Genomic DNA, 14,937 nt, shown 5'->3' on the forward strand with positions numbered 1-14,937 from the left:
CCGGTCTTCCCCGGTCTTCCCCGGTCTTCCCCGGTCTTCCCCGGTCTTCCCCGGTCTTCCCCGGTGTCCTGTAGATGCCCCGGCCCGCCCACGGATCAGGACATTCCTTTTTTTCTCCTTCGACAGATTCCAGCCGCCTTCTCCCTCCACAATATGTAGAATATAGGAAATATCAACAACACAAAGGAGGCGGTTCTATGGAGCGCACAGAGGAACGGCGGGTCCTTCGGCTGCCTGTGGCGGACATCCGCCCCAATCCCGCCCAGCCCCGCAGGTTTTTTGACGAGGCAGCCCTGCGGGAGCTGGCGTCCTCCATCCGGCGCCACGGCATCCTCCAGCCCCTCACCGTGCGGCGGCGGGGGGACAGCTGGGAACTGGTGGCCGGGGAGCGGCGGCTCCGGGCCGCCCGGCTGGCTGGTCTCGAGACGGTACCCTGCATCGAGGCGGCGGTGGACAGCCGCCAGTCCGCCCTGCTGGCCCTGGTGGAAAATCTTCAGCGGGAGGACCTGCACTACTTTGAGGAGGCCGCCGCCATCGCCGCTTACATCCAGGCGTCCGGCTCCACCCAGGAGGAGGCCGCCGCCCTGCTGGGCCGCTCCCCCTCGGCGGTGGCCAACAAGCTGCGGCTCCTGCGCCTCTCCCCCGCCTGCCGGGAGATTCTGGTCACCGGAGGGCTGGCGGAGCGCCACGCCCGCACCCTCCTGCGCTTGGAGGACGAAAGCGAGCGTCTGACGGCCGCCCGGCACATGGCAGACAAGCAGCTCACCGTGGCCCAGGCGGAGCAGTATGTGGACCGGCGGCTGGCCGCCCTCCAGTCCACGCCTCCGGCGGGGCGGCGGACCTACATTATAAAAGATGTACGGCTCTTTCTCAACAGCGTGGACCGTGGCCTCCAGATCATCCGGGACGCCGGGGTGGACGCGGCCTGCGGCCGGGAGGAGACGGAGGACGATATCCTCCTCACCATCCGCATCCCCAAGCGCCCCGCCCGCCCATAGGTGCGCTTCTCTCCCGCCTCATATCAAAACATTTCTCCTTATTTTCCTTTTATTGTTACTGTATTGTAACCTTTTTTTCACCGGGAATGTGTTACAATACATCGTGGCAGAAAAGGGCCGGTTGTGTGCGGCGCTTTTCAAAAGGAACAAACGACAGGAGGGGCTTCATGGAACAGATCAACGAAGCCGTGGAAATGCGGACCGGGGGAACCCGGCTGAAAAAGAGCGGCGGCATCGGCGGACCTCTGCTGATTGCCCTGGGCCTGACGGCCCTTATTGCCGGCGGGGCCTATCTGGGCCTGTGCGCCTACGCGGTCAACAGCGGTACGATCTGGAGCAACACCCGTGTTCTGGAACAGGACATCGGCGGCCTCACCCGGGACCAGGCCGTTCAGAAACTGGAGGCCACCCTGCCGGACATGGCCATCCGGCTCCTGCTCCTTGATGACACCACCCCGCCGGACGCGCCGGAGAACTACTCCACCGGCGCGGACTCCGGCATGGGCGCCGATATCCCCCTCAGCGATCTGGGCGCGGAGGTGGACGTCCCCGCCCTGGTGGACTTCGCGGATCAGACCCAGCGGTCCCAGTCCTTCCTCACCGCCGGATACCGCTACCTCTCCCGGGAGGAGGCCCACACTTTCAGCAAACCGGACGCCATCACCCTGGACCCGGAGAAGACGGCGGAGACCGCCGGACGTGTGGCGGACAGTCTCTCCTGGCCGGCGGAGAACACCTCTTACAGCGTGGAGGAGGACGCCCTTCTGGTGCGGATTCCCAAAGACGGCCAGTCCCTGGACGCGGACGCGCTGCAATCCGCGCTGGAGGACCGCTCCTGGAACAGCAGCCTTACCATTGCCCTCCCCCGGGAAGTTCTCTCCCCCACAGAGGTTCTCACCGCCCAGGACATCCACGATGCCGTCAGCGGCGAGGTGAAAAACGCCGGATACGACGCCGAAAACGACGCCATCACCCCTGAGCAGGTGGGGGCGGATTTTGACATTCCCGCCGCCCAGGCCGCCATGGACGCGGCGGAGCCCGGCTCCACCGTCCGCGTCACCGCGGACATCCAGCTCCCCGCCGTCACGGCGGAGGACCTGGAGGAGCTGCTGTTCCGGGACGTGCTGGGAGAGGCCCGGACCCACGTATCCGGCACGGCGGCCCGCATTTCCAACGTAAAGCTGTCCTCCGCCGCCTTCAACGGCGTGGTGCTCAACACCGGAGACGTGTTCTCCTACAACGAAACCGTGGGCCAGCGGACGGCGGCCAAGGGCTACCAGCCCGCGCCGGCCTATGTGCAGGGCGAGACGGTGGACGAGATCGGCGGCGGCGTGTGCCAGCCCTCCTCCACGCTGTACTTAGCCTGCCTCCGGGCCAACCTGGAGATCACAGAGCGGTACGCCCACCGGTACGTCCCCGCCTACATCGGCAAGGGCATGGACGCCACCGTCTCCTGGGGCGGGCCGGACTACAAATTCACCAACAACACGGACTATCCCATCAAGATCGAGACTGTCTACGAAAAGGGCTATCTCACGGTGCGCCTGCTGGGCACCAACGTGGACGGCACCTATGTGAAGATGACCTACGAGCCAATCTCCTCCACCCCCTTCGAGGTGGTCTACGAGGACGACCCCACCCTGGCCCCGGGCCAGGAGGTGGTGAAGGTCACCCCCTACACCGGCTACAAGGGCCGGACCTACCGCAACGTCTACGCCGCCGACGGCACCCTGATCTCCAGCGAGTACGAGGACACCAGCGACTACAAGGTCCGCAACCGGGTAATCCTCCGCGGTCCGGAGGCGGAGCCCTCTGTTCCGGCGGTGAACCCGGATCCCGGCGGGTTTGTGGTGGACCTGCCGGAGGTGACGGACCCCGGCACGGCGGTTGAGCCCCCCATTCAGGACCCGGGGACGAATCCCCCTATCATCGTTCTGCCTGAGATGTAGCAGGCCGGAGGCGGAGCGCCCGCTCCGTCTCTTTTTCTCCCCCCGGTCTCCCGCCTTGACCCCCTATAATGGACATAAGGTGAAGAGCATGCTTGACGAGGAGGATTTGCAGGCCATCGCGGAAGTGATGGATCAGAAAATCAGCGCGTCCGAGGCCCGCATGACAGACTGCATTGACCGCCAGAAGCTGGAATTCCGTCTGGATGTTTTGGAGGCCGTCACCCGGCGGAACATCCCGGAAATTGAAAAGCTGAAAAAGGCCCGGTAAATCCACGGAAACGGCGTTCTTATCTATAAACAGTCCTAAAAATACAGCAGACGCGCAGCGGCGCCGCCTCTTAAATTTGACAATATGGACCCGGTGAGATATATTTGCATAAACGGAATCGGCCCCGGCAAGTGGGAAACGGGGAGTAATGACATACAACGGGAACCGCAACCGGCAATTGCCTCCCTGCAACCCCGGTGCGGTTTACATTGGCGGCATTTTTTCGTAAAGTGAAGGAGGAATGGGTGGGATGAAGCTGGAGGAAAAGCTGACCGGCCTGCGAAAGGAAAAGGGCCTCACTCAGCTGGAGCTGGCGGAGGCCGTACATGTGTCCCGCCAGGCGGTATCCCGGTGGGAGGTGGGGACGTCCATTCCAACCATGGAAAACCTGGCGTCCCTGGGCCGGCTCTACGGCGTACCGGTGGACGATCTGCTCAACGGCCGGGAGGAGCCCTCCAAAAAGGAACCGCCCCCCGCGGACGGGGAAAAAACGGCGAAGCGCTGGACAGCCCTGGCGCTGGCCGCTCTGAGCCTGACAGTCCTGATCCTGACGGTCTGCGTCGCCGCGCTGCTCCTGAGCCAGCGCGAGGACGCCCACAATCTCAGCGATTTAACAGGAGAGGAGGGAGTAATATCTGACGGCACCTTTTCACTGGAGTGGCCATAAGAGAAAGGAGGTGAACACCATGAGATTGAAAAAAGCATTCTGCCTGCTGCTGGCCAGCGTCCTGACCTTTGCCTGCCTGACACTGGAGGCTGGCGCGGTTCAGGCGGAGCCGGAAGCGGATACATTGTCAATTGAACGGGCCTCTGGCCGGTTCAGCGTGGATGTCAGCAAACAGTCAACTTTTACCGCAGATTCGGACTTTTTTCTGGACGTTGGCGAAACCGTGACCATCACGGCCACCTATACCCCCCGGTCCGCCAGTGTGGATTTCGGCCTGATCGCTCCGGACGGATTGTTTTATTCTCTCCCGGGGCAGCGGGGCAGCTTTAGCGAGACTTTCAAGATCGACCAGCGGGGGTATTACACCTTGGCAATCCGAAATAATTCCGATTCCGCCGTTTCTGTTTCCGGTACTGTGACCTATTAAGTGTAGATTCACACGACAAACCAACAAACACATCATAATTATATAGAACGGAGGATATATATGAAAAAAATGCGTCGTATGCTATCCCTGCTGATGGTATTTTCTATCATCTTATCCTTTACCGTACTCCCCGCGGCGGCGAGCGAAGCAAGCACTGCGAGACTCATGCCGATACCCTATACCTATACAAACACAATAAAAATTGACTCCGGCCGGAACTTCCCTCCGGGATGGGCATACTTCGATGTGCAGATTGCCGGATTATATGACGCGCAGGGTGGAAATGTGATTTCCATTGATACAAAGACGTGCAGATATACCGGCGGGGTTAATTGCGTTGACCACGACGTATATGTTGAGACCTGGACAGAAGCAAACAGAAAAGGCTTGGTTTATTGGCGGCTGTCTGGAGAGTTGACGATCTCCTGGACAAGTCCTGTCTCGGGGATGCAGTATGAGAACGTCTATTTTGAGAGCGATTCTCACTGTTTTTACGCCGAGGATTATACATAATTATGGCTAGTTGGTTTTTGTGGCTGACAATGGTAGTCATGCGATACGCGCCTCTTGCCGCCATCCCAATTTGCCTTATCATCGTCATGAGAAAAAGGAAATAGGCACCACACAGGGAGCATCCGCCCGTAAAACAGGCGGATACTCCCTTTTCCTCTTCCGTAAACCGATGGCCTACCGCTGCCGCTCCCTCTTCAATTTCCGAATATCCTCCCCCACGAAGGGCAGCAGCTGATACTCCCCCTCAATCCGGGACGCCGCCTGGGGCGAGTACCGCCGCCCCAGATCGCTTGGCATCAAATTTGTGCTGAGAATTGTGGACCGCCGCTCCACCAGCCGCGTGTTGACGATCTCGTACAGCGCGCTCTGCACAAAGGCCGTGGTCAGCTCCGTCCCCAGATCGTCCAGAATCAGCAGGTCGCACCGGAGCACCCGCTCCACGTCCTCCCCGGCCTCCTCCCGGCCGAACTTCTCGTCCTCAAACACCCGGAACACGTGCCCCGCCGTGTCGTACACCACGGACCACCCCGCCCCGCTCACCTCCCGGGCGATGGCGGCGGAGAGATGGGTCTTCCCCAGCCCCGGCGCGCCGAAGAACAGCAGGTTTTCAAACCGGCGGCCGAACCGGTGGGCGAACTCCGCGCAGCTGTTGTACACCCGCTCCTCCATATGGCTCCGGGCGGACTTCCGCTCCCCCGGCTCCACCCGGTCGGAGTACCACTCCAGGGAGAAGGTGTCGAAGCTCTGGCTTCCCAGGTCCAGCATCCGGCTCAGCTCCTTTTGCTGCTCCCGGGCGTAATGGCTCCGCAGGCACCGGCACACGCCGCCGTCCCGGTAACCCGTGTCCCCGCACAGGGGGCAGGCGGGCTTCTCCTCCAGGCAGTCCTCCGGCAGGCCCAATTGCTCCAGCAGCGCCTGCCGCTCCCGCTGAAGGCGCAGGTTCTCCACCCGCAGCCGCGCCACCTCCTCCCCGGGGTCCGTGCCCCGGCGGAAGGTGACGGTGACCAGGCGGCCCATGGCGGCGCGCAGTTCCCGGTCGATCTCCCGCAGCCGGGGGGCCCGCCGGAAAATGTCCTCCCGCCGCCGCGCCTCCCGCTCCTCCCGCGCCCGCCGCTCCTCCTCAAAGGCCTGGAGGGCCCGGCGCATGATTTTTCCGTCGTAAGCCATCTCTTCTCTCCTTTATCCTGCCTCCGCCCCGGCGCTCAGACGTACTCCCAGGCCCCCCGGCCGCCGGAGGTCTTCTCCTGCGGTTTCCTGCCGCCGTCGCCCGCCTCCACCTCCTCCGGGGTGTGGAGGCCCGCCTCGTGCCACCGCTTCAAAATGCCGTTTAAGTAGGGCCACTTCAATTCGTGGCACTTGAGCACCGTCCTGTCATAGGCCAGGGCCACCGTCTCCGGCGGAAAGCCCATCTCCTGCCAGGCGGTGAGGTACTTCTCCTCCGACGCCGCCGGCATCCGCTCCCCCAGGCCCAGAACCCGCATATACTGCGGCACGCGCTCCTGCCGCTGGGCGTAGTTTTTCAGGTATTCCGCCGCCGCCCCCTGGCTGTCGATGCCCATCCGGGCCCAGGCGTAGCCCTCCCGCTCGATCTGCTTCATCCCCGGCCGGCGGCCCGGGCCGTACCGCCGCTGTACCCGCTCTGAGCAGTGGCACACCAGCAGGTAGATCACATCGGCGGGCAGCCCCAGGTAGTCGTTCAGCCCCAGCAGGACCCCCACGTCCGGCGCGGTGAGCTTTTTGCCCAGCTTCCGCTCCACCTCAGCGGTGAGGCTGCGGAACTCGGCGCTGCCCTCCAGCCGGTCGGCAATGTCCGTCTGCCGGTAGGCCGGCCTTTCCTCCGCCGGCTCCGGAGGGAGCTCCTCCGCCGCCGGGGCGATGAGTCCCAGCTCCCGGAGCGTCCGCTCCGCTGCCTCGATGCGGGCCCGGTCCCACCGCAGCTCCCCTGCCAGGGACCGGGGGGGAACGCCGCCGTGGCGGCGCAGGAGGGCCAGGTACAAAAGCGCCGCGTCTCCGTTGCCCCGCTCCAGCAGGCGTTTCACCGCCTGGCCGGTGAGGGTGACGCCCTCGTCTCCGGTATGGATCAATACGCTGGACATGGCCTGTCCCTCCTCCCTGCGTTTTTTGCTCTCTCATTCTACACGAAAAATTTCGGGAGGGCAAGCCCTGGCCAGGGGTTTTCTCTGGAGGATTCCCGCCGCGGGGCGGGACGCCGCTTTTACTCGCCCTGACGGGCGCGGGAGAGTTCAGCCATGATGATGGCGGGTGCATCCTGCATGGCGAAGCCGTGCACCTCCGTCCCCGGCCCTTGGCCGGACTCCCCCGTCCGCGCCCGAGGCGCGGGACCCCCATTCCCCGCAGGGCCCCCCACCAGAATTTTGTGAATTTTTTGGAAAAATCCCCATTTTTTCTGGCACACAGCCGCTCCATGTGCTATACTATACGCTGTGAAATTGACTGGATCCGCTTTGCGCTTCAAAAAGAGGAGGAATGTCTCATGGCAAACCGGGTGGTCGTGAATATCTGCGGCGATGAATATACCCTTGTAGCGGAGGAATCCCCCTCCTACATGCAGCGGGTGGGAGTCTATGTAGACGGAAAGATGCGGGAAATTCAGGAAAGCGCCAAGGTGGGCCGGGTCAACGCCGCCGTGCTTACCGCCGTCAATATCGCCGACGAGCTGATGAAGGCCCAGGAGACAGCGGAACAGCTGCGGGGCCAGATCAAGGGCTATGCCGACGAGGCCGCCCAGGCCCAGTCCGAGGTCAGCGAGCTCAAGCGCGAAGTCTTTCGCCTCCAGCAGAAGCTGGAGCGCCAGAGCCGGTGAGGCGCCTGCCGGAGCTGCTGGCCCCCGCCGGCTCCCCGGAGGCGCTGCGGGCCGCCGTACAGCACGGCGCGGACGCCGTATACCTGGGCTGGGGCAGTTTCAATGCCCGCCGGGGCGCCCGGAACTTCTCGGACGAGGAGTTTGCGGAGGCCCTGGCCTATTGTCATGTCCGGGGCGTCCGGGTCTTTTTGACCCTGAATACCTTGCTCACTGACCAGGAGCTGCCCCAGGCCCTGGAGACCGCTGCCGCGGCCTGCCGCCTGGGAGCGGACGCGGTGCTGGTGCAGGACTGGGGCCTTTTGACCCTGCTGCGCCTGTGCCTTCCGGACCTTCCCCTTCACGCCAGCACCCAGATGAGCGTCTTTACCTCCGGCGGAGCCCGCGAGGCCTGCGGAGACGGCTGCCAGCGGGTGGTCATCGCCCGGGAGTGCTCGGCGGAGGACACAGAGGCCATCATCCGGAACTGTCCCGCCGAGATCGAGGTTTTTGCCCACGGGGCGCTGTGCATGTGCTACTCCGGCCAGTGCGCCATGAGCGCGCTGATCGGCGGACGCTCCGGCAACCGGGGCCGGTGCGCCCAGCCCTGCCGCCTTCCTTACGGCGTCAATGAGCCCGCCAAAAAACACTTCCCCCTGAGCCTGAAGGACAGCTGTCTGGCGGGAGAACTGGGAAATATGGCCCGCATGGGCGTCAGCTGTGTCAAGCTGGAGGGGCGGATGAAGCGGCCGGAGTATGTGGCCGCGGTCACCCGGATCTACGCCCGCCTGCTGGCGGAGGGCCGCGGCCCCACCGCCGCCGAGAACCGGGAGCTGGAAACCGCTTTCTCCCGTTCCGGCTTTACCAGCTGGTACTGGCAGGGAAAACACGGCGCGGGCATGTTCGGCGTCCGTCCGGAGAATACCCCGGAACCTAAAGCGTTGTTTGCGGAGGTCAGGGCCGCCTATGAAAAGGATGGCCTTCGCACCGTCCCCGTGGACCTCACCTGCCGGGTTTCCGCCGGGGCGCCCTGCGCCCTCACCGCCGCCGACAGTGCGGGACATTCTGTCACCGTCTCCGGCCCTGTGCCGGAGGCGGCCCGAAGCCGGGCCCTGACGGCGGAGGAGCTGGAGACCCGTCTCCGGAAGACCGGCGGCACTGCCTACGCCTGCCGGGAGGTCACGGTGGAGCTGGACGGAGGCCTGTCCCTGCCCGCCAGCGCCGTCAACGCCCTGCGGCGGGACGCCCTGTCGGCATTGACGGAGGCCCGGGTCCATCCGCCGCTGCGGCGGGAGCTGCCGCCTCCGGCCCCGCCGGAGAACACCTGCGGGTCCGGCGCTCTCCAGTGGACCGTCTCCGTGACCGGCATGGCCCAGCTCTCCCCCGCCCTGGTGGCCCTGAACCCCGCCCGGGTCTGTGTGCCGTTGGAGCTTCTGCCCTCTCTTTCCACTCTGCCGGCGGGGGAGACGGAGTGGTGTGCCATTCTGCCCCGGGTCTGGCGGGACCGGGACGAGCCCCAGCTGAAAACCTGGCTGGATCACGCCAGATCCCTGGGTGTCACCGGCGCCCTGGCGGGAAATATCGGCCATCTTCCCCTGCTGCGTGATTCCGGTCTGTATATTTACGGTGATTTTGGACTGAACGTATTCAATAGCCGCTCTCTGGAGTACCTGCGGAAGAAGGGCCTTCGCTCCGCCTGCGTCTCCTTTGAGCTGCGCTTCTCCCAGATTCGGGACCTGCGAAAGCCCCTGCCCGCGGAGGCCATCGTCTACGGGCGGCTGCCCCTGATGATCACGGAGAACTGCCTGCTGGAGAACAGCGGCTCCTGCCGCTGTGACCAGCCCAATTTTCTCCGGGACCGCACCGGGGCGGCTTTCCCCCTGCTGCCCGCCTACGGCCACCGGACGGAGATCCAGAATGACCGCCCTCTCTGGCTGGCGGAGCTGCCGGATTTCCGGCGGCTGGGTCTCCGCTATGCCCGTCTGCGGTTCACCACAGAGAGCCCCGCGGAATGCGTTCAGGTGTTCCGGGACTATCTGGAGGGCGCTCCCGCCCGGGGAACCTTTACCCGCGGCCTCTACAAACGGGGCGTTGAATGAGAAAATCAAACACGGTCCGTATATTATTGTACAAAAAATACGGATTGTTTATTATCTGGAGTTTTATATGGAAGAATTGAAGGTAAAATATTTTACAGACGCCATTGACGAGCTGTGCTATGTGGCGGGGAAATCCGACTGGATCGACCTGCACGCCGCCGGGGAGGTCACATTGAAGGCCGGAGAATTCCGGCTCATCCCTCTGGGCGTGGCCATCGCCCTGCCGGAGGGATATGAGGCCCATGTGGTCCCCCGGAGCTCCACCTTTAAGAACTACGGGATTTTGCAGGCCAACTCCATGGGCATTGTGGACTATACCTACCGGGGAGACAACGACCAGTGGTTTCTCCCGGTCTACGCCACCCGGGATGTGACCATTGAGCAAAATGCCCGCATCTGCCAGTTCCGTATTATGCAGAATCAGCCCCCGCTGAAATTCACCCGGGTGGAGCGGCTGGACAGTCCTGACCGGGGCGGCTTCGGCTCCACGGGAAAATAGCGGGGGAGGTCGTTTCTATGGCGAAGATCGTATTGGCCTCTGCCTCTCCCCGGCGGCAGGAGCTGCTGCGCCGCATCGGCATTGAGGACTTTGACATCCGGGTGCCGCAGGTGGAGGAAACCTTCCCCGAGGGGCTGACTCCGCCGGAGGTGGTGGCCCACATCTCCCGGGAAAAGGCGGATGCCGCGGCGGCGCTGTGCGCGCCGGAGGAGATTGTCATCACCGCCGATACCATGGTCTTTTTGGACGAGGCCCGGCTGGGCAAGCCCAGGGACGAACAGGACGCCCTGCGGATGCTCACCGCCCTCCAGGGACGGCGGCACACCGTCTGCACCGGCGTCACCGTCCGGCAGGGGGACCGCCGCTTGACGGAGTCCGAGTCCACCGGCGTGTACTTTCGCCCTGCCGCGCAGGCGGAGCTGCTGGCCTATATCAAAACCGGCGAGCCCATGGACAAGGCCGGGGCCTACGGCGTTCAGGGCAAGGGGGCGCTACTGGTGGAGCGGCTGGACGGCGATTTTTTCAACGTAATGGGACTGCCCGTCATGCGGCTGGGCCGGATGCTGGAGCGGTTCGGCGTCACGCTTTTGAAATGAAAGTGGGGTTTCCTTGAAGAATTTCCTGAAAAACAACGGCCTTTGGATTTTGTTTGCCGGAGCGGTCATCTCCGTGACGCTGGCACTCATGTCCTATTTCAGCGCCACCTCTTCTCCCCTGGTAAACGCGGTAAACGTGCTGGTCTCCCCCTTCCGCTCGGCCTACACTGCCGTAGCCTCCTGGTTCAACGACAAGCAGAACTACTACCGTGACACCACGGATCTGCTGGATGAGAACGCCGCCCTGCGCAAGCGCATCGCCGAGCTGGAGGCGGACCTCCGCCAGGCGGAGGACGACAGCAAGGAGAACGAGATCCTGCGGGACGCACTTGAGCTGCGCAAGCAACGGCGGGACCTGGTGCTGGAGAGCGCCATGATCACGGAGCGCTCGGTGACCAACTGGACCTCCTCCCTGACGCTGAACAAGGGCACCAGCCACGGCGTGGAGAGCGGCGACGCAGTGATTGACGGCACCGGCAGCCTGGTGGGCGTGGTCCGGGAGGTGGGAATGAACTGGTGCACGGTGCTCACCGTGGTGGACACGGATACCTCCCTGGGCGCCCAGGTGTTCCGCACCAAGGACCTGGCGCTGGCCGCCGGAAACTTCTCCCTGATGGAGGAAGAGCGGCTGCGGCTGGAGCTTCTGCCAGCCGGATGCCAGCTGCTGGCGGGCGACCTGGTGCAGACCTCAGGCCTGGGCGGGTACTATCCCTCCGGCCTCGTGATCGGCACGGTGGAAGAGGTGCTGGTGGACGACTCCGGCGCCGCCTCTTATGCCATTTTGGCCCCCAAGGCAGACCTTGCCGCCCTGACGGAGGTCTTTGTCATCAAGGACTTTGATGTGGTCACCTAACGCCATTGTCAAATAATACTGAGAAAAGCACAGCGGTCTGGAAATCGCATGGTTCGAGCTTGAGGGGAAATGGCCGGCAGAGGGCTGCCGGCCCCACAAGTACCAGAACCTGCCGATATAAGCAGGTACCCTCCCAGACCGCACAAACCAGGCGCGGAAGCGCGGGAAGAGGAGAAAGTCCTTGCGTCCACGTATCAAGTCCGCTGAGCGCCTTTCAATCGAAGCAAAATGCTTCCCCAACCGCCAAAAGTGTCTTTTTCTCTTTTGGACCGTGCACGGCCCGTTTTCTCTTTTTCTGCGCTCAGAAAAAGAGAAAATGGGGGGTGCATTCCGTGCCGCAAAGCGGCACAACCCCCGTCCCCGGCCCGTGGCCGGACCCTCTCGTCCCCGCCCGTGGCGGGACTTCCCCGTCCCGCCCTGTGGGGCGGCGCCCCGCACAATTCCCAATTACGAAAGGAGCCCCCTCCCGTGCTGGCACGAAATGAGACGATTTTCAAATGGTTCCTCTATTCCGCCGCCGCCGTGCTGTGCTTGACGGTGCAGAGCGCCCTTCTCCAGCGCCTCACCCTCTGGGGCGTAATTCCCTTTGTCTGTCCCCTGCTGGCCGCCATTCCCGCCACCTGGGAAAGTCCCGCCGCCGGTACGATCTTTTCCATGATGGTGGGCGTGGCCTGCGACCTGCTGCTGCCGGCGCCGATCCCCTGCTTTTACACTCTGGTATTTCCCCTGGTGGGACTGTTTGCCTCCCTTTTGTCCCACAGCCTGCTGCGCCCCGGCCTTCTCTGCTCCCTGGCCTCCGCGGCCATGGCCTTCGCCCTGACAGACGGCTTCGCCTGTTTCGTCCTGTGGAGCCGGGGCAAAGCCGCCTGGGGGGCCGGAGCCTTTCTGGCCCTGCGGGAGTTCTGCGTCACCGCGCCGTGGATCATCCCTGTTACCCTGCTGTTCCAGGCGGTATTCCACCGCACCCATCCCGACGAATGACCGCGTTTTTAAGGAGTTCTCATGGACCAACATGAATCCCGCAATTTCCGCCTTTTTTTCCTGGGTGCCCTTCTGATTGCCGTCCTGCTGGTCTATCTGGGCGTTTTATACAGCGTCCAGGTGGTTCACCATCAGGATTACGCCACCCAGTCCATCCGCTCCATTCCCCGGGCGGAGACGGTGGAGGCCTCCCGGGGCATCATCACCGACCGCAATGGCCGGACTCTGGTGTCCAACCGCTCCACCTACAATCTGACCTTTGACCCCAGCCTTTTGAAGGAGGGCGAGAACCAGAACGAGGCGATTCTGCGTCTGATCCAGCTCTGCCAGGCCAACGGCGTGGACTGGATTGAGAATCTGCCCGTCTCCCGCCAGCTGCCCTATACCTACACCCTGGACCAGCTGGGCGATACCGTGCTGAAAAGCCGCTTCCTCTCCTATCTCAAGGCGTTGAAACCCTCCAGGGAGGCCCTGACCGCCTATCTTCTCCAGCATCCTGACGCTGTTGCGCCCCAGAGCGAGGAGGACCCGGCTCTCCCGGAACTTTCGCCGCCGGAGGGTGAGGTGACGCCGGAGCAGGAGGCCGCCCGCCAGCGGGAACTGGGTGAGGAGCTTTTGAAGCTGCTCTCCACCCGGCGCCTGACCGCCCAGCTGCTTACCGGCGCGGGCATCACTCCCCAGACGCTGCTGGAGTGGATGCGGGAGGACTTCGGCCTCTCCCCCGCCCTCTCCCTGGGGGAGGCCCGGCTGGTGCTGGGCATCCAGTATGAGCTCTACCTCCGCAAGCTGGACACCACGGTGCCCTATATCCTGGCGGAGGATATCGACATAGAGTTTATCTCCCTGATCAACGACGGCGGCTACTCCGGCGCCAAGGTCACCAGCTCCTATGCCCGGGAGATCGAAACCTCTGCCGCCGCCCATATTCTGGGCATGGTGGGCCCCATCTACGCCGAAGACGACCTGGAGGCCCTGCGGGCCAAGGGGTACAACGGCGACGACACCATTGGCCGCTCCGGCGCCGAGGCCGCCTTTGAGGACTATCTCCGGGGCACCGACGGCCGGCGGGTAGTCTCCGTCAATAGCGACGGCAAGATCACCGGCGAGTATTACACCAGGAGTCCCAAGCCCGGAAACAACGTGGAACTGACCATTGACCTGAAATTTCAGCAGGCGGCGGAGGAGGCTCTGGCCGCCACCGTCTCCGCCATGAGCGAGAAGGACGGCAACACCACCCGGGGCGCGGGCCTTGCGGTAGTGCGGGTGGGCACCGGCGAGGTGCTGGCCCTGGTCTCCTATCCCATGTACGACCTGGCCGCCTATATCCAAGACAACACTTACAAGGCCCAGCTGAACACCGACGAGTCCCGTCCTCTGGTAAACCGGGCCACTACGGGCCGCTACTCCCCCGGCTCCACCTTCAAGCCGCTTATCGCTGTGGCAGCCCTGGAGGAGGGCGTGGTCACCCTGTCGGAGCGGATTATGGACTCCGGCCGCTGGTACTATCCCGATATCGTGGCAGGAACCCGTCAATGGTGGTGGAACTGCTGGAACCGGGCCGGCCACGGGCGGCTCAATGTGACCCAGGCCATCACCGCCTCCTGCAACACGTTCTTCCATGAGTTGGGCTACCGTCTGGGCATCGAGAAGATTGACGAGTACGCCGAGGCCTTTGGCTTTGGAAAGAGCACCGGCATCGAGATTGGCGACAACCCGGGCCTTTTGGCGGGCCCGGAGGAGCGGGAGGCCCGGGGCGAGGTCTGGTACGGCGGCGACACTGTCCAGGCGGCCATCGGCCAGTCCGACAACCTGTTTACCCCTCTCCAGATCGCCAATTATATTGCCACCCTGGTCTCCGGCGGCAAGCACTACGACGCCCATCTGCTGAAAACTGCCAAGACCTATGACAACTCCCAGGTGGTGGCGGTGGGCAACAAGGAGCCCTCCAACATCGTCAACATCAGCGACAGCACTTTGGACGCCGTGAAGACCGGCATGCACAACCTGACCAAAACCACCCTGGCCCCCTATTTCAACAACTGTGTGGTAGAAGCCGGCGCCAAAACCGGCACCGTCCAGCTGGGTTCTGAGATCACCAATAACGGCTGCTTCGTGTGCTTTGCCCCCTACGACGAGCCGGAGATCGCCATCGCCCTGGTCATCGAGCAGGGCAACGCCGGTGCCCAGCTGGCCTCCACTGCCGTCAGCGTCATCAACGCCTACTTTACCCCCGACGAGACGGAGACCGCTGTCACCGGGGACAACCAGCTTCTCCCCTGACCTTGCG

Annotated in this window: 15 protein-coding genes; 13 read left to right on the forward strand and 2 right to left on the reverse strand. The window is 63.5% G+C overall.

The features are described from left to right. Nucleotides 1-197: 197 nt before the first annotated feature. The 6 genes from QZ326_RS00430 (at nt 198) to QZ326_RS00455 (ending at nt 4,822) form a co-directional block, all read left to right on the forward strand. Entirely contained in the window at nt 198-998 is an 801-nt protein-coding gene (locus QZ326_RS00430) for a ParB/RepB/Spo0J family partition protein (protein WP_295740006.1), read from the forward strand. A 167-nt stretch (nt 999-1,165) separates the two neighbouring features. Then, the gene (locus QZ326_RS00435; RefSeq protein ID WP_295740009.1) at nt 1,166-2,947 is read left to right on the forward strand and encodes a VanW family protein; all 1,782 of its coding nucleotides are present in this window, start codon (nt 1,166-1,168) and stop codon (nt 2,945-2,947) included. An 88-nt stretch (nt 2,948-3,035) separates the two neighbouring features. Beyond that, nucleotides 3,036-3,215: a hypothetical protein gene (locus tag QZ326_RS00440; protein WP_295740012.1), complete on the forward strand. Its 180-nt coding sequence runs from the start codon at nt 3,036-3,038 to the stop codon at nt 3,213-3,215. A 250-nt stretch (nt 3,216-3,465) separates the two neighbouring features. Beyond that, the gene (locus QZ326_RS00445; RefSeq protein ID WP_295740015.1) at nt 3,466-3,882 is read left to right on the forward strand and encodes a helix-turn-helix transcriptional regulator; all 417 of its coding nucleotides are present in this window, start codon (nt 3,466-3,468) and stop codon (nt 3,880-3,882) included. A 19-nt stretch (nt 3,883-3,901) separates the two neighbouring features. Continuing rightward, nucleotides 3,902-4,309: a hypothetical protein gene (locus tag QZ326_RS00450; protein ID WP_295740018.1), complete on the forward strand. Its 408-nt coding sequence runs from the start codon at nt 3,902-3,904 to the stop codon at nt 4,307-4,309. A gap of 60 nt (nt 4,310-4,369) precedes the next feature. Then, complete coding sequence (locus QZ326_RS00455; protein ID WP_295740021.1) at nt 4,370-4,822, forward strand: hypothetical protein; 453 nt, start codon at nt 4,370-4,372, stop codon at nt 4,820-4,822. Nucleotides 4,823-4,996: 174 nt separating this feature from the next. Here QZ326_RS00455 and QZ326_RS00460 read toward each other — a convergent pair whose 3' ends face one another. Continuing rightward, entirely contained in the window at nt 4,997-5,989 is a 993-nt protein-coding gene (locus tag QZ326_RS00460; protein WP_295740023.1) for an ATP-binding protein, read from the reverse strand. Nucleotides 5,990-6,024: 35 nt separating this feature from the next. Then, nucleotides 6,025-6,918 (reverse strand): DnaD domain protein, encoded by an 894-nt coding sequence (locus tag QZ326_RS00465; protein ID WP_295740026.1) that lies wholly within the window; start codon nt 6,916-6,918, stop codon nt 6,025-6,027. Nucleotides 6,919-7,316: 398 nt separating this feature from the next. On the opposite strand from QZ326_RS00465, the gene zapA reads away from it, so the two are divergent. The 7 genes from zapA (at nt 7,317) to QZ326_RS00500 (ending at nt 14,930) form a co-directional block, all read left to right on the forward strand. Continuing rightward, the gene (zapA, locus tag QZ326_RS00470) at nt 7,317-7,646 is read left to right on the forward strand and encodes a cell division protein ZapA (protein WP_295740028.1); all 330 of its coding nucleotides are present in this window, start codon (nt 7,317-7,319) and stop codon (nt 7,644-7,646) included. Further along, entirely contained in the window at nt 7,643-9,721 is a 2,079-nt protein-coding gene (locus QZ326_RS00475; RefSeq protein ID WP_295740030.1) for a U32 family peptidase, read from the forward strand. The genes zapA and QZ326_RS00475 overlap by 4 nt, the downstream gene beginning before the upstream one ends. Before the next feature lie 67 nt (nt 9,722-9,788). Beyond that, nucleotides 9,789-10,220: a dUTP diphosphatase gene (locus QZ326_RS00480; RefSeq protein ID WP_295740032.1), complete on the forward strand. Its 432-nt coding sequence runs from the start codon at nt 9,789-9,791 to the stop codon at nt 10,218-10,220. 17 nt (nt 10,221-10,237) lie between these two features. Continuing rightward, nucleotides 10,238-10,816 (forward strand): nucleoside triphosphate pyrophosphatase, encoded by a 579-nt coding sequence (locus QZ326_RS00485; protein WP_295740035.1) that lies wholly within the window; start codon nt 10,238-10,240, stop codon nt 10,814-10,816. A 13-nt stretch (nt 10,817-10,829) separates the two neighbouring features. Continuing rightward, nucleotides 10,830-11,669, forward strand: a complete 840-nt coding sequence (gene mreC / locus QZ326_RS00490; RefSeq protein WP_295740038.1) for a rod shape-determining protein MreC — start codon at nt 10,830-10,832, stop codon at nt 11,667-11,669. Nucleotides 11,670-12,137: 468 nt separating this feature from the next. After that, nucleotides 12,138-12,650, forward strand: coding sequence for a hypothetical protein (locus QZ326_RS00495; RefSeq protein ID WP_295740041.1), 513 nt, complete (start codon nt 12,138-12,140; stop codon nt 12,648-12,650). 21 nt (nt 12,651-12,671) lie between these two features. Then, nucleotides 12,672-14,930, forward strand: a complete 2,259-nt coding sequence (locus QZ326_RS00500; RefSeq protein ID WP_295740044.1) for a penicillin-binding transpeptidase domain-containing protein — start codon at nt 12,672-12,674, stop codon at nt 14,928-14,930. Nucleotides 14,931-14,937 lie beyond the last annotated feature (7 nt).

This window comes from uncultured Oscillibacter sp. (assembly GCF_910587525.1).
In the GTDB taxonomy this organism is placed as follows: Bacteria; Bacillota; Clostridia; order Oscillospirales; family Oscillospiraceae; genus Oscillibacter.

Bases quoted from the DNA above. Each gene is read 5' to 3' on its own strand.
- QZ326_RS00500 (WP_295740044.1), top strand. From the start codon at position 12,672: ATGGACCAACATGAATCCCGCAATTTCCGCCTTTTTTTCCTGGGTGCC.
- QZ326_RS00465 (WP_295740026.1), bottom strand. From the start codon at position 6,918: ATGTCCAGCGTATTGATCCATACCGGAGACGAGGGCGTCACCCTCACC.
- QZ326_RS00455 (WP_295740021.1), top strand. From the start codon at position 4,370: ATGAAAAAAATGCGTCGTATGCTATCCCTGCTGATGGTATTTTCTATC.
- QZ326_RS00485 (WP_295740035.1), top strand. From the start codon at position 10,238: ATGGCGAAGATCGTATTGGCCTCTGCCTCTCCCCGGCGGCAGGAGCTG.
- QZ326_RS00445 (WP_295740015.1), top strand. From the start codon at position 3,466: ATGAAGCTGGAGGAAAAGCTGACCGGCCTGCGAAAGGAAAAGGGCCTC.
- QZ326_RS00435 (WP_295740009.1), top strand. From the start codon at position 1,166: ATGGAACAGATCAACGAAGCCGTGGAAATGCGGACCGGGGGAACCCGG.
- QZ326_RS00450 (WP_295740018.1), top strand. From the start codon at position 3,902: ATGAGATTGAAAAAAGCATTCTGCCTGCTGCTGGCCAGCGTCCTGACC.
- QZ326_RS00460 (WP_295740023.1), bottom strand. From the start codon at position 5,989: ATGGCTTACGACGGAAAAATCATGCGCCGGGCCCTCCAGGCCTTTGAG.
- QZ326_RS00440 (WP_295740012.1), top strand. From the start codon at position 3,036: ATGCTTGACGAGGAGGATTTGCAGGCCATCGCGGAAGTGATGGATCAG.
- zapA (WP_295740028.1), top strand. From the start codon at position 7,317: ATGGCAAACCGGGTGGTCGTGAATATCTGCGGCGATGAATATACCCTT.
- QZ326_RS00480 (WP_295740032.1), top strand. From the start codon at position 9,789: ATGGAAGAATTGAAGGTAAAATATTTTACAGACGCCATTGACGAGCTG.
- QZ326_RS00430 (WP_295740006.1), top strand. From the start codon at position 198: ATGGAGCGCACAGAGGAACGGCGGGTCCTTCGGCTGCCTGTGGCGGAC.